Genomic DNA, 13,896 nt, shown 5'->3' on the forward strand with positions numbered 1-13,896 from the left:
GACCTGCAGCTGCCCATAAGGCACCATACCGACGATGCACCCCGGTCAGGGCGTACGCTGGCGGCAAACCACCGCTTAAAACAGAACGAATACTCTTTATTTATGCATTTTTCCGTGTAACTACGCGCCCCCTGCGCTCAACCCTCAAAGGCGAAATAACACTATAAACAGGCTACAATGGAGCACGTGCAAACAGACTATAGCGAACTCCTTCTCAAAACGATCGCTCGCATCGCCCCCGGTACCGAACTGCGGGAGGGGCTGGAGCGCATCCTGCGCGGACGTACCGGCGCACTCATTGTGCTCGGTTCAGACCGCACCGTTGCCGCGCTCTCTTCCGGCGGGTTCGATATTGATACGGAATTCTCGGCCACCCGTTTGCGCGAACTTGCCAAAATGGATGGCGCTATTATCTGCGATAGGGATGCCACCCGGCTCCTCAAAGCCGCTGTGCAGCTCATGCCTGATCCGTTCATTGAGACGAATGAATCCGGTACCCGCCACCGCACCGCCGAACGTATCGCTATCCAGACTGGTTTTCCGGTGATTTCGGTCAGCGCCTCTATGTCTGTGATTTCGGTGTATGTGGATGGCACCCGCTACACGGTGCAGGACACCCAGTACCTCATGAGCCGCGCTAACCAGGCCATCCAGACTCTTGAAAGCTACAAGAAGCGTCTGCGTAAAGTGCTGGGGACGCTCTCGACTCTAGAAATTGAGTCGCACGTGACCCTGGGAGATGTGGCCGCCACCCTTCAGCGCATGGAGATGGTGCGTCGTATTATTTCCGAGGTTAGCCACTATGTGCTTGAGCTGGGTGTGCATGGCCGCCTGGTGGCGCTTCAGCTTGAGGAACTGCGCAGTCCCGACATGCCCGGCAGCGAGATTATTCTCTTCGACTACCTGCCCAACCCCAACCCGAGGAACATTGGGGATGCTGTTGAGGCTCTGGAGAACCTGGACGATATGAACATTGTCGATTTGAAGGTTATTGCGCAGGTGGTCGGCTTTGAGGGGTATGATCTAGACACTCCGCTTCAGCCGCGCGGATACCGTCTGCTGGATGGTATTCAAAGCATCCCGCATATTATCTCTTCGCGCCTAGTGGAACGTTTCGGCACTTTACAGGCGCTTATGGCGGCCACCCTTGAGGATTTGCGGGCCGTGGAGGGGGTCGGCGGCAACCGCGCCCGCACCCTGCGTGAGTCGCTCTCCCGCATGGCTGAGAGCACCCTCGAAAAGTACCTGTAAGCCACGCACCAGCCTGCACAAAGCATTGTTGGAGGCGGCTTCACGTACGGGAAACTACCGGCCTCCCCCGGCCGGGAGGGAGCGGGCTTATAGCCCCCTCCCGCAGGGCAGCACCGCAGATGCCGCGATAGTTACTATCAGGCGAGGGTAAAGTTTACCGCCTGTGAGGCAACACCGTTCACGCTTGCAACCACCGAATAAGTGCCCTTCTCGGCGTCTTTCGTTTTTTCGCACCCTGACGCATTGGATTTGCGGTCCCAGGCTATCTCACCGGTGGCTTCTTTCCCCGGCTCAAGCTCAGCTTTTTTCAACGGCGCAGGGGCGCACTTGTTCTTTGAGTAGGTTTGTGCCGCACCGGAGGTAATGTTCAGCTCTATGCCGTTTTCTGCTTTATCTCCGCCGATGGCGCAGGGGGTTTTAGAGGTGTTGGTGTAGGTGACGGTAAAAGAAGGTGCCTCCCCCGCAGCATACTGCTTTTTGGAGGGAGCTACGGTCACTTTAAGGTTCTGTGCGGAGCAGGCAGCTACAGCAGCCGAGGTGGTGGATGCGCTCGGGTCGGGGCTTTTACTGGGGTCGGCTGCTTGTGAGGGGTTGGCGCTTGCCGAGCCGGTGGGTGAGGCGGTCACATCCGCTCGGGCGCTGAAGTTTTGGAATGCCTCTGCTGTTGCTGTAGCACTGGGGACTGCTTCATTCGTATTACGGTTTTGAATGGTATTAACAGCCCAGGTAATACCTACTATAAGAAGTATCAAAATAATAATTGCCGCAACTGCCGCAATAATGCGTCGACGGCGATATACTTCAGGGGGCAAATCCATATCTTCTGACATACATATAAGAATACAGCGTTTTATTCCTTAACGGGAATTATGCATATATATTATTTTTGGAATATATTGCGGGTGTTTTACCCTAGTTCAATGACCTCTTCACCACGCACTCCCCACCCAAGGGCCGTTTCTACAGCACCCCATGTATCTTGTGCACAGACAGAGCAGCTGCACCAGCTGGTGGGTGACTGGTTTATCGCCAATGCTCGCGATCTGCCGTGGCGCCGCGCAGAGTGCTCCGCGTGGGGTGTGATGGTGAGCGAGTTTATGCTTCAGCAGACTCCGGTTAAACGTGTTCTTCCAGTGTGGGAAGAATGGATGCGCCGCTGGCCGACCCCCAAAGACTTAGCAGCTGAAGAGTCCGCCGAGGCGGTGCGTGCTTGGGGCAGGTTGGGGTATCCGCGTCGGGCGCAGCGCCTTCATGCGGCGGCGCAGGCTATTGTGTTAGAGCATCATGGTGATGTTCCCGGCACTTATGAGCAGCTGCTGGCCTTACCGGGGGTTGGCTCTTACACTGCAGCAGCGATTACTTCCTTCGCATTTGGGCGGCGTGCAACTGTAATAGATACAAATATTCGCAGGGTACACGCGCGTGCCATCAGCGGCAAAGGGTTGCCGAACAAGTCGCTTAATGCGGCTGAAACTCGCCTCGCCGAGGCGCTGATGCCCACCGATGAGCAGGCTAGCTGCCTATGGAATGCCGCCACAATGGAGCTTGGGGCACTGGTGTGCACCGCAAAATCTCCAACCTGCAGTATATGCCCAATTAGGCATTTATGTGCCTGGGTTGCTGCTGGTAAACCAGAGGCTGAGTACACCCCTCAGGGTCAAAGCTGGCATGGCACAGACCGGCAGTTACGCGGGGCAATGATGGCGGTTCTTCGAGAAGCCCACCACCCCATCCCTAAGGAACTTATTACCAACTTCTCCCCCGATATTGTGGCACCCAAAAACTTGTCAACAGTGGTGAAGTCGCTGCGTACGCTAGGCTCTTCTCAAGAGCAGATCCAACGCTGCTATGAGGGACTACTTGCTGACGGTCTGGCGAGTGAAAAAGATGATTTAGTTTCACTATAGCGCATAAGTATTAGACATATTTTATGCTTTTATAACAATTTAGTATATAAATTTTTTAGATACTTTATTCAGAAACTTATTGTTTTCGCTTCCAACTTTTGGAAGAATAGAAAATACGTATTTGAAATACCAACTATTCACTCAAGAGGGATACTCATGAAAATAGCAGTTGCAGGGGCAACCGGAACCATTGGCACGAAAATTTGCACCGAACTTGAGAAGCGAGGGCACCAGGTGGTGCCGTTGAGCCGCTCCACCGGGGTAGATGCCTCAGTGCTTGAGAGCCTCACCCCAGCTCTCGCCGGGGTGGATGTGGTCATTGATGCCTTGAACCACACGGTCATGAATCGTCGCAAGGCCGAGGAACTCTTTAAGCTCACCGCCAGCAATATTGCGCAGGCAGCGGCAGAGAACCAGGTGAAGCGCATTGTGTGCATTTCGATTGCCGGTGTGCAGGATGCGGCAGTATGCCGCGGATACGGCTACTACAGCGGCAAGGCCGTGCAGGAAAACACTTATAAGGCCTCACCGGTGGAAACTGTGATTATTCACTCCGCGCAGTGGTTCGAGATTCTGCCCACCCTCGTAAAGCAGGTCACTTTTGGGCCCGTATCGGTGCTGCCCACTATGAAGATGTCGCCATTACCGGCTGCGCCGGTGGCTCAGCTAGCCTGCGATATTGCTGAGGGGCAGATGAATATCCCCGATTCAGGCGTTATTTCGATTCGCGGCGCCGAAGAAGGGACGGCAGCCGAGTTTGTGAAGCGTATCCTCGCGGCGCGCGGTGAAATCGGCGGCAAACACCCCAAGCTGGTGTGGCAGCTGCCATACCTTGGTTCGGCTATCGCTAAAGGCGGGTTAATCCCTGACCCAGCAGACCGTACCGACCCCACCACACTCAATGACTGGCTAACCACTGAATAAGCCCCATCTATCACCCGGCTTTCCTTCCCTCCCGGCCCTTAATCAGCCGGGAGGGAGGGTCTCACTATTAGCGCGTCGCTATAGCGCTTCGTGTTTAAGGACGGTTTTACCGACGGTGCTTCCGGCCCGCAGCCTCGCCAGGACGCTGGGGGCCTGGGTAATAGGCACGACGTCCGTCACCTGCACCTTCACTTCCCCATCGGCGACCAGCTGCAGCGCGCGCCGGAGGTATGTTCCCACAAGCTCAGGCTGTGCTGCCGTTAAAGCCCCTAGGTTGAATCCCATGACGCTTTTACCGCCGAGCCACAGGTCATTGCTGCTTATGAGTTGATCCCCCGCCTGAGCAGCGTCGCCTACTACAAGCAGGCGACCACCTACACGGAGCAGGTCCACGCACCGAGCGCGTGTTGGGCCGCCCACCGGGTCGACAATAATATCGAATTGGTCGGGCTCTTGCTCTGCTAGATCATCGCGTAAGATTACTTCGTCATACCCCAGTTCTAATGCCGCGTGCCGCTTCTGTTCAGAACCAACAACGCCCACCACGCGGGAAGCACCCAGATACCGTGCCACCTGCCCAAGCTGAGACCCAAGGCCACCTGCGGCGGCCTGAACCAGCACGCTCTGCCCCGACTGCACCTGAGCCAGCCGTTCCAGGGCTATGAGCGCAGCCGTAGTGTTTGCGGGTACAGCGGCTGCGGTGGCAGCATCTAGCCCCTCTGGTATTGGCGCAACCAGGTGGGCGTTAGTGACCGCGATCTGCCCGTACCCTCCGCTGTCAGTGACCGTAAAGGCGGCAACAGGAGTGCCAATCTCAAGGCCGTCGTGCTCCGTGACCCCTTCGCCATGGGCTCGAACCGTGCCGGATGCCTCAAGCCCCGGCACCCAGGGCACAGGGATAGTCGGTACGAATCCGCCTGCAAACAGTGCTTCCACGTAGCTAGCGCCTGCGTAGTGAACGTTAATAGCGATCTGTCCGGCAGCCGGGGTTGGGTCGGATGTTTCACCGTATTCTAAGGTGCCAAGGGGCCCGTCGTAGCTGGTAATCTGGACAGCCTTCATCATCATACTCCTTAATTATAGTCGCACACTGAACTATAACAGACATCTGCTATTAAGGGTAGTGTTATTCCCGGGCCTCAGGCAGCGGATTATTTGCGGGCGCCTATAAACACCCGCACGTCAACGGGGCAGAATCTACCCCTCAAGAACCTCAACGAGTCGGCCCAGCAAATCGCGTAATTGTTCCTGCTCCTGCGGGGTGAATTCACTGCTCATAAGGTCCTCAACGGCACGCGCCTTCTCATCAGCTTTCAGCCCCAGCTCCTCCCCCGCCGGGGTTAGGGTCACCACATTCACGCGACTATGGATTTCTGAAGGCACGCGGGTAATCAGTTTTTTTGCCTCCAGACGCGCAAGAACAGTAGCCATTGTCTGCGGGGTCACCGCCGCAGCGCGTGCCAGCTGCGCCGCTGACTGTCCGGGAGCATAGTAGAGCGAAAGCATGGCGGCATACTGTGCGACGCTCAGATCGTACTCCCGCAAAGCTTTAGATTTTGCCACCATCATCGCCTGCTCGGCACGTTTAATGGAAAACCCCAGCCGCGCCTGAACCTCGGCACGGTAGGCGTCCTGCCCCCGTTCCGGTCGTGAACGAGACAATGAAGACTGAGTTTTTTTCGATGATGCGGGCATGTACTAAGCATACTATCCCTCCGCCGCATCCCGCCCGACACCAGCGCGCCCCTTCCAGGCAAACATGCAGGGCACAGGCCATAAAGAAACACCCCCAGCTCCTCCCATACGGGAGACTGGGGGTGCTCTGCGCTCATTTGAGCCTGATCACTAACCGAGGCTGAAAGCTACTCGGCAGCGTTATTGGTGATCTGCTCGGCTTCTTCAACCGCTTCTTCCTCAGCGACCGACTGCGAATCCAGATCCTTCAGGTACTCGCTGGATAATTCCTTCATCGGCTGGGAGGAGAAGGTGAACTTCGCGTCATCCCCTTCACCCTCAGCGTCCACGGTAATCTTTTCACCGGGCTTAATTTCGCCGAAGAGGATCTTCTCCGACAAGGCGTCCTCAATATTGCGCTGCATCTCGCGGCGCAGCGGACGGGCGCCCATCGCCGGGTCATAGCCCTTCGAAGCCATGAGAACCTTCGCCGCATTCGTCAGCTCGATCGACATATCCTGATCCGCCAGACGCTTTGCCAAACGACCAACAAACAGGTCCACAATCTGCAGAATCTCGGTCTCGGAGAGCTGCGGGAACACAATAATATCGTCCACACGGTTCAGGAACTCGGGGCGGAAGTGCTCCTTGAGGTTCTCCATGACGCGGGCCTGCATACGCTCGTAGTCAGCGGCGTTATCGTCCATTGCCTGGAAGCCCACAGGAACCCGGCGGTTCACATCGCGTGAGCCAAGGTTCGTGGTCATAATGATCACGGTGTTCTTGAAGTCCACCACACGACCCTGCGAATCGGTCAGGCGGCCATCTTCAAGAATCTGCAGCAGCGAGTTGAACAGGTCGGCGTGCGCCTTCTCAACCTCGTCGAACAGCACCACCGAGAACGGCTTACGGCGTACCTTCTCGGTCAGCTGACCGCCTTCTTCATAGCCCACGTACCCGGGAGGGGCACCGAACAGGCGTGAAACGGTGTGCTTCTCCTGGTACTCCGACATATCCAGAGTAATCAGTGCATCCTGATCGCCGAAGAGGAACTCTGCCAAAGCCTTCGCAAGCTCGGTCTTACCGACGCCGGTCGGACCAGCGAAAATGAACGAGCCGCCCGGACGGTTCGGATCTTTCAGCCCGGCACGGGTACGGCGAATCGAGCGGGCCAACGCCTTAATAGCGTGCTCCTGCCCGATCACACGCTTGTGCAGCTCGTCCTCCATCTTGAGCAGACGCGAGGACTCTTCTTCGGTAATCTTGTACACCGGAACGCCGGTTGAAGACGCCAGAACCTCTGAAATAACCTCGGGGGTCACCTCACCGAAGGCGTCACCGTTTTCACGCCATGCCTTCTCTTTCTGGTCTTTCTCCTGAAGAACCTTCTGTTCCTCGTCCCGCAGACCGGCAGCTTTCTCGTAGTCCTGCTCCCGAATAGCGTCTTCTTTCGCGCGCTTGAGCTTACCTGCCTTCTCTTCCAGCACCTTAATCTCGGGCGGGGCGGTCATCCGCTTAATACGCAGGCGTGCGCCCGCCTCGTCAATCAGGTCAACAGCCTTATCGGGCAGGAAACGATCAGAGATATAGCGCGCCGCCAAGTTTACGGCAGTTTCAATTGCTTCATCCGAGATAGTCACGCGGTGGTGAGCCTCGTACTTATCGCGCACACCCTTAAGAATCTGCACAGCGAGCTCCTGTGAAGGCTCGTCCACCTGAATCGGCTGGAAGCGGCGCTCCAAGGCGGCGTCCTTCTCAATGTGCTTGCGGTACTCATCCAAGGTGGTGGCACCGATGGTCTGCAGCTCACCGCGAGCCAGCATCGGCTTCAGAATAGAAGCCGCATCGATAGCGCCCTCTGCGGCACCGGCCCCGACAAGGGTGTGAATCTCGTCGATAAACAGGATAATGTCGCCACGGGTGCGAATCTCCTTGAGCACCTTCTTGAGGCGTTCCTCAAAGTCACCGCGGTACCGGGAGCCCGCAACCAGCGAACCCAAATCCAGGGTGTACAGGTGCTTATCTTTAAGAGTTTCGGGAACATCGCCGTGTACGATGGCCTGCGCCAAGCCCTCAACAACGGCGGTTTTACCGACACCGGGTTCACCGATAAGCACGGGGTTGTTCTTGGTGCGGCGTGAGAGCACCTGCATCACACGCTCCATCTCGTGGTGACGGCCAATCACCGGGTCAAGCTGACCTTCGCGTGCAGCGGCGGTGAGGTTACGCCCGAACTGGTCGAGAATCGTCGAGCCCGCCGGGGTGCCCTCGCGGGAGTTGCCCGCGCCAACACCGGCTGTTTCTTTCGAGTCGCCATTACCGGGGTACCCAGAGATAAGGTCCATTACGGCTTGGCGCACGGCAGCCGGTTCCACACCGAGTTTGGCCAGCACCTGGTTTGCCACGCCCTCGTTCGCGCGCACCATACCCAGCAGGATATGTTCGGTGCCGATGTAACCGTGGTTAAGTTGAATAGCCTCGCGCATCGAAAGCTCCAGCACTTTCTTCGCGCGCGGGGTAAAGGGAATATGCCCGCTGGGTGCGTTTGCCCCCGGGCCAATAATGTCTTGCACCTGTTCACGTACGCTGTTGAGCGTAATACCCAGCGACTCCAAGGCTCGGGCCGCAATGCCCTCCCCCTCGTGAACTAGGCCGAGCAGTAGGTGCTCAGTACCGATGTAATTGTGGTTGAGCATGCGTGCTTCCTCTTGGGCAAGCACCACTACGCGCCGAGCTCGGTCGGTAAAGCGTTCAAACATTGCGTACTCCTAGGATTTTCTACTTGATACAAGACTACGCGGTATTACCCCTCGCGTGGGGACTGTTCGCCATCGAAAGAACTAGCGAGACGAAGGTCGCACCGGCCCGCAGCTGGGGTCACGTGCGCATCATCTGCCGCAGCGAGCTCGGTGGCACGAGGATTCTGAGGGATTATGAAAACCTAATGCTTACCTTTCGGTAACCCTTATGTATATACGAGACTTAAATAAAGTTTAACTTTCGTTTAATCCCGACAATAAACCTCAAGGGCTTGATTTATTTTATAGAAACTGCAACTATTTACCAGGAAAATATAGAATGAATTCTCTCTAAGTGGTAACCATATGCATGTTTTCGGCACACCGAAATTATTCCTTACGCCACCCAATAGCCCGCCCTGTACTATCCATTTCAAAGGGCAGGAAATAAAACACTTCAAACAATTTTCCAAAAATGCAACTATCAAAATATGCATGAAATATACCAAATAGAGATGGGGTATCGCGGATATTTTCTCGACATCTTCACAACAACCGATTATGACCGTGAGATTAACCTACACAACTAACATGTGCCGTACATTCCACAGTTGATGTGGACAGACCAATATATGCACCCTGGAGACCACCTCGTCACACCAAATTTACGGGGGTTCACCACCACACTTTAGAGCCTCACCCTATCGCTCCGCCCACCACAATACACAAATCAACCTGGCAAGATTCACTTTGACAGAAAAATGACATAAATAAAAGACGGGAAGGCTCAAAAGCCTTCCCGTCTTTTATTTAAGAAACGTAGCTTATGCCTGTTCCTTTTTCAGTGCTGCGTAGTACGCATCCTGAATCTCCTGGTGAATACGGCCGCGGTCGGAAACCTCATGACCGTTTTCCTTAGCCCACTTACGGATAGCAGCGGTCTCGGGGTTGCGCTTCACAGCAGTTGCTGCGCCACGCGAGCCACGACCTGCACGGCCGGACCCCGAAGTGTTCTGTACGCGGCGAGCCTTCGACGCGAACGGGCGGATAGCATCACGCAAGCGAGCGGCATTAGCATTCGACAAATCAATCTCATACTGGCCACCATCAAGGCCAAATCGTACGGTCTCGTCTGCGGGGCCGCCGTCGAGATCGTCTTCAAGAATGATGCGCACTTTCTGTGCCATGTAGTTATCTCCTTAGTAGTTATGTGAACGCGCTAGAGAAAACTCAAATATAAAGAATTCTATATGAAACATTTTCTATCGCACATACATAGTAACAGACTTTAACGCTAAAGATAAAGGTTCCGAAATATATTTTAATACTTTCGCGGGAAATATTTTATACAACTACGGTTTATCATCAGTAAATGGGTTAACAGACCCCCGTGAACTTTTTACCTGCTCATACCAAAGCTGGGCATCTTTTTCGGCCTCACGCTGCGCTGCGCGCTCCGAACGGTCCGCACGATTAATCCACCGCAATATAAAATACAGGGCAATCCCGGCGAAAATCGGGGGAACCAACGCAATCAAAATATCCATATTTCCTCTCCCTTCATCTGGCTTTCTAGAGTCCAGAATACCCGCACACACAAGAAAAAGCCGCCCGCACGTCTTCAAAATTTCGTGCGGGCGGTTTAAGAACGCTCATTCCAGGATTAATGCCGCCCTGAATGTGAGCTCAATCAAATATTAAACCTAAAGTTATAATTTAAGCTTCGGGCTTCATGAGCGGGAACAGAATAGTTTCACGAATACCCGGCTGACGCACCACGGTTCCAGGGCGTTCAGGGTCCTGTTCACCGGCCAAAAGCATAATCAGACGGTCAACACCCAGCCCGAGACCGCCCATCGGCGGTGCACCGTGCTCTAGGGCGCGTAAGAAGTCCTCATCAAGTTCCATCGCCTCGTCATCGCCCGCAGCGGCCTTATGGGACTGCTCGGTCAAACGCTCGCGCTGAATCACAGGGTCGATCAGCTCTGAGAACGCGGTACCGCGCTCCATACCGCCAATAATCAGATCCCACGCCTCAATCGTGCGGGAACCATCGCGGTTTGGCCGCGCCAAAGGCTGGGCGCTTGGCGGGTAGTTATACACGAAGGTCGGGTTCAGCAGGGTCGGCTCCACGATTTCGCCGAAAAGCTCAATCACAAGCTTCTCTGCATCCCAGGCGGGATTCACCTCAACATCATGCTTGGCGGCGATCTCGCGCAGCGTCTCAGCAGGAGTATCCGGGGTGATCTCAACACCCACGGCCTCAGACAGTCCGGGGTAGACACTCAGCCACGCCCACTCGCCGCCCAAGTCGATCGTGCCGTCCTCAGTCTCAATCGCGGTAACCCCAAGCTCCTGTGCACACGCAACGATAATCTCCTGCATACGCTCGGCCATCACGTACTGATCGGCGTAGGCTTCGTAGCATTCCAGGGTTGTAAATTCGGGGCTGTGCGTTGAATCCACGCCCTCGTTGCGGAATACGCGACCAATTTCGTAGACGCGCTCAATACCGCCCACCACGGCACGCTTGAGCGGAAGTTCGGTGGCGATGCGCATCGTCATAGGCTGGTCGAAGGCATTCAGGTGGGTGCGGAACGGGCGAGCCGTCGCGCCGCCGTGCACCAGCTGCAGCACCGGGGTTTCCAGCTCAATATAGCCGTGATCTTCCAGTACGCGGCGCACGGTGCGGGTAATCAGGGCGCGCTTCTTCACCAGCTCACGTGCCTCGGGACGAACCATCAGGTCCAGGTAGCGGCGGCGCACCCGAGTTTCCTCGTTCAAATCCTTGTGCAGCACGGGCATGGGGCGAATCGACTTCGCGGCCATCCTCCACTCACGCACCATAATCGACAGTTCGCCGCGGCGAGAGACCACCACACGACCGGTCACATACACGTGATCGCCCAAATCCACCAGGGATTTCCAGTCGGCAAGCGACTGTTCACCAACCTCATTGAGCGAGAGCATCGCCTGAATGCGGTCACCATTCGTACCCGCCTGCAGGGACGCGAAGCAGAGCTTACCGGTATTGCGCACGAACACCACACGGCCCGCAACGTTCATTACGTGGTCGGTCTCGTCCCCTGCGGTGAGCTCGCCGGCTTCTAATTTCGGGTCGTACTCGGCGCGCACATCCGCAATATGGTCCGGTGCGATACGCCCGCCCTGAGCATCCAACAGGCCCACAGGGTACGCCTGGCGCCCGGATTCGAGCAGCTTAGCGCGCTTCTCAAGGCGAATCTGCATCTGGTCTGACATATCTGCGATCGCCGGTGCGGCGTTCTGCTCGTTACTCAAGGGGAATACCTACCTGTTGTATCTCTGCTGAAAATATTGCGTCTTAAACCGCGAAGCGCCCACACGGGCTGTGTGGGCTGATGCGGTAAAAACTGAACTACCGTAAATCCATATTATCGATAAGGCGAGTCTGTCCAACATATGCGGCAACTAGGGCCAGCACCCGCTCAGACTCGCTGGTGGGGGCGTTAAAGTTATTCGGATCCACCAGCTCCAAATAATCCAGCCGCACCCCGGGGGTCGCGTTAATGCGTTCCCGGGCACCGTCAAGGTCAATACCCTCAAACCCGCGGTTGAGCGAGTGCTCACGCAGCAGTGCCAAGGTACGGGAAATCACCAGGGCCGCCTCACGCTCATCATCCGAGAGGAACTCATTCCGGGAGGACAGTGCCAAACCATTATCCTCACGCACGATAGCGACCGCCCGCAGGGTCACATCATGGTTAAAATCGCGCACCATACGCTGAACCAGCAAGAACTGCTGCGCATCCTTCTGACCAAAGTAGGCGTTCACTCTGTGGCCGCCGGTCGCTGAACCAATAATATTGAAGAACTTATTAACCACAGTCAGCACACCATCAAAGTGGCCGGGGCGGGTCGCGCCCTCAAACCGTGACCCCAGCTCGCCGCTCGAAATACGAACCAGCGGCTCACCATCCGGGTACATTTCTTCAACCTCAGGGGCGAACACAATATCGACGCCTACACGAGCAGCAAGCTCAACATCAGCTTCCAGGGTTCGCGGGTACTTCTCGTAGTCTTCGTCCGGGCCAAACTGGAGTGGGTTCACGAATACGGAGATGGCGACCACCTCGTTCTGTTCGCGGGCACGGCGCATCAGATTAGCATGGCCGTGGTGGAGGGCACCCATGGTCGGCACATAGCCCAGCGACGCATCCGTGTACTCAACCACAGTACCATTTTCGGCGGCCGCGGCCCGCGCCTGCGCATCCAGCTTCTCTTGCGCAGCAACCAGCGCCTCAGCAATAGCGGCGCGAAACTCTGCAATGGTCTTCACTACCAGGGGTTTCGTTATCTCAGTCATGACGAGAACTCCTTGTCTGAGGGGCGGGGTCGGTGGTATCCATGAACGAGGTATGCTCAGTCAAGGTGCTTTCAACCCGCCCCAGTTGTTCATCGTTTAACAAACCTCTATTATGCGCCCTTTTTGCGGTCGATTTTACCAATTCCGCGTAAGAGTCAGCTATATCTCGCGTATTTTCTTGTTCAGCGTACTCCCGCAGGGCCCGCAAATGTTCGGTAACGGTCCCCGAGTCGCCCCGAATAACAGGCCCGGTGAGCGCAGTTTCACCCGCCGCGAGCGCATTATCAAGGGCGGCACGCACCAGCGGCCCCAAATAGTGGGATGGGTCTTCAACACCGATAGATGCCAGCGCCTGCTGGGACTGCCCCATAATGGTCACCAGGTGGTTTGCGGCGTGCGCTAAAGCGGCGTGGTAGAGGGCACGGTCAGCCTCGGCAATATGCACGGGTTCACCGCCCATCTCAACGACGAGCGCCTGGGCGATAGGGATAAAAGGAGCCGGGCCGGTCACCGCAAAACTGGCCCCGTTGAGGCGCTGCACATCGAGGGAAAGCCCCGTGAACGTCATGGCTGGGTGCACGGCAAGACCAATAGTCCCCTGCTCAGTGAGTGGCTTAAACACTCCGGCACCGTGCCGCCCGGAGGTGTGCACAAACAGCTGCCCGGGGCTGACCATGCCCCCCGTGGCGATACCCTCAATAACAGGTTGGAGCGCATCATCAGGAACAGCCAGAAGCACAAGTTCGCTTCGTTCAATAATCTGCTCAGTAGGCAGCACGGGTATGCCCGGCAGCAGGTTCTCGGCGCGCTCAGCCGACGCATCAGACTCGGCGCGCACACCGACAATGGCGTGCCCCGCCGAGCGCAGGGCAGCACCGAGCACCGCACCAACTTTGCCGGCACTGACAATACCGATACCCAAGCGTGCGGGTTTGAGATGGTTCATGGTCACACTATCAAGTATATTCACTGATTTTTACGGTGTGCCAGTGATATTCCTAAACACACATTATTGGCGGCTCAAAGGCGCTGAGGAGGCGGCCACCCCGGCGGTGCA

General features: G+C 56.2%; 12 protein-coding genes. 3 read left to right on the forward strand and 9 right to left on the reverse strand.

Annotated elements, in window-relative coordinates; translation table 11 throughout:
* Nucleotides 1-177: 177 nt before the first annotated feature.
* Complete coding sequence (gene disA, locus I6I94_RS05130; RefSeq protein WP_006888339.1) at nucleotides 178-1,251, forward strand: DNA integrity scanning diadenylate cyclase DisA; 1,074 nt, start codon at nucleotides 178-180, stop codon at nucleotides 1,249-1,251.
* Between the two features lie 137 nt (nucleotides 1,252-1,388).
* Here disA and I6I94_RS05135 read toward each other — a convergent pair whose 3' ends face one another.
* Nucleotides 1,389-2,069: a hypothetical protein gene (locus I6I94_RS05135; RefSeq protein ID WP_232617558.1), complete on the reverse strand. Its 681-nt coding sequence runs from the start codon at nucleotides 2,067-2,069 to the stop codon at nucleotides 1,389-1,391.
* A gap of 102 nt (nucleotides 2,070-2,171) precedes the next feature.
* Here I6I94_RS05135 and I6I94_RS05140 point away from each other — a divergent pair, with 102 nt between their 5' ends.
* Both I6I94_RS05140 and I6I94_RS05145 read left to right on the forward strand, forming a co-directional pair.
* Nucleotides 2,172-3,158 (forward strand): HhH-GPD family protein, encoded by a 987-nt coding sequence (locus I6I94_RS05140; RefSeq protein ID WP_236588952.1) that lies wholly within the window; start codon nucleotides 2,172-2,174, stop codon nucleotides 3,156-3,158.
* 156 nt (nucleotides 3,159-3,314) lie between these two features.
* Nucleotides 3,315-4,082, forward strand: a complete 768-nt coding sequence (locus I6I94_RS05145; RefSeq protein ID WP_006888636.1) for an SDR family oxidoreductase — start codon at nucleotides 3,315-3,317, stop codon at nucleotides 4,080-4,082.
* 78 nt (nucleotides 4,083-4,160) lie between these two features.
* On the opposite strand, the gene I6I94_RS05150 is transcribed toward I6I94_RS05145, so the two are convergent.
* The 8 genes from I6I94_RS05150 to I6I94_RS05185 all read right to left on the reverse strand — a co-directional run bounded on the left by I6I94_RS05150 (nucleotide 4,161) and on the right by I6I94_RS05185 (nucleotide 13,785).
* Entirely contained in the window at nucleotides 4,161-5,147 is a 987-nt protein-coding gene (locus I6I94_RS05150; protein ID WP_197702338.1) for a quinone oxidoreductase family protein, read from the reverse strand.
* Between the two features lie 132 nt (nucleotides 5,148-5,279).
* Complete coding sequence (locus tag I6I94_RS05155) at nucleotides 5,280-5,744, reverse strand: MarR family winged helix-turn-helix transcriptional regulator (RefSeq protein WP_236588953.1); 465 nt, start codon at nucleotides 5,742-5,744, stop codon at nucleotides 5,280-5,282.
* Nucleotides 5,745-5,944: 200 nt separating this feature from the next.
* A complete protein-coding gene (locus tag I6I94_RS05160; RefSeq protein ID WP_006888502.1) occupies nucleotides 5,945-8,515 on the reverse strand; it encodes an ATP-dependent Clp protease ATP-binding subunit in 2,571 nt (856 codons plus the stop codon).
* 803 nt (nucleotides 8,516-9,318) lie between these two features.
* On the reverse strand, nucleotides 9,319-9,681 hold the full coding sequence (locus I6I94_RS05165; RefSeq protein WP_023133547.1) for a histone-like nucleoid-structuring protein Lsr2: 363 nt from the start codon (nucleotides 9,679-9,681) through the stop codon (nucleotides 9,319-9,321).
* 165 nt (nucleotides 9,682-9,846) lie between these two features.
* Entirely contained in the window at nucleotides 9,847-10,041 is a 195-nt protein-coding gene (locus I6I94_RS05170) for a hypothetical protein (RefSeq protein ID WP_037236490.1), read from the reverse strand.
* 169 nt (nucleotides 10,042-10,210) lie between these two features.
* Complete coding sequence (gene lysS / locus I6I94_RS05175; RefSeq protein WP_371518511.1) at nucleotides 10,211-11,794, reverse strand: lysine--tRNA ligase; 1,584 nt, start codon at nucleotides 11,792-11,794, stop codon at nucleotides 10,211-10,213.
* Between the two features lie 97 nt (nucleotides 11,795-11,891).
* Entirely contained in the window at nucleotides 11,892-12,839 is a 948-nt protein-coding gene (gene panC / locus I6I94_RS05180; RefSeq protein WP_128087374.1) for a pantoate--beta-alanine ligase, read from the reverse strand.
* A complete protein-coding gene (locus I6I94_RS05185; RefSeq protein WP_128088171.1) occupies nucleotides 12,832-13,785 on the reverse strand; it encodes a Rossmann-like and DUF2520 domain-containing protein in 954 nt (317 codons plus the stop codon). Before I6I94_RS05185 ends, panC begins: the two co-directional genes overlap by 8 nt.
* Nucleotides 13,786-13,896 lie beyond the last annotated feature (111 nt).

Source organism: Rothia aeria (assembly GCF_016726365.1).
Classification (GTDB): domain Bacteria; phylum Actinomycetota; class Actinomycetes; order Actinomycetales; family Micrococcaceae; genus Rothia; species Rothia aeria.

Bases quoted from the DNA above. Each gene is read 5' to 3' on its own strand.
- I6I94_RS05145 (WP_006888636.1), top strand. From the start codon at position 3,315: ATGAAAATAGCAGTTGCAGGGGCAACCGGAACCATTGGCACGAAAATT.
- panC (WP_128087374.1), bottom strand. From the start codon at position 12,839: ATGACTGAGATAACGAAACCCCTGGTAGTGAAGACCATTGCAGAGTTT.
- I6I94_RS05135 (WP_232617558.1), bottom strand. From the start codon at position 2,069: ATGGATTTGCCCCCTGAAGTATATCGCCGTCGACGCATTATTGCGGCA.
- I6I94_RS05165 (WP_023133547.1), bottom strand. From the start codon at position 9,681: ATGGCACAGAAAGTGCGCATCATTCTTGAAGACGATCTCGACGGCGGC.
- I6I94_RS05140 (WP_236588952.1), top strand. From the start codon at position 2,172: ATGACCTCTTCACCACGCACTCCCCACCCAAGGGCCGTTTCTACAGCA.
- I6I94_RS05170 (WP_037236490.1), bottom strand. From the start codon at position 10,041: ATGGATATTTTGATTGCGTTGGTTCCCCCGATTTTCGCCGGGATTGCC.
- I6I94_RS05185 (WP_128088171.1), bottom strand. From the start codon at position 13,785: ATGAACCATCTCAAACCCGCACGCTTGGGTATCGGTATTGTCAGTGCC.
- I6I94_RS05160 (WP_006888502.1), bottom strand. From the start codon at position 8,515: ATGTTTGAACGCTTTACCGACCGAGCTCGGCGCGTAGTGGTGCTTGCC.
- I6I94_RS05150 (WP_197702338.1), bottom strand. From the start codon at position 5,147: ATGATGAAGGCTGTCCAGATTACCAGCTACGACGGGCCCCTTGGCACC.
- disA (WP_006888339.1), top strand. From the start codon at position 178: ATGGAGCACGTGCAAACAGACTATAGCGAACTCCTTCTCAAAACGATC.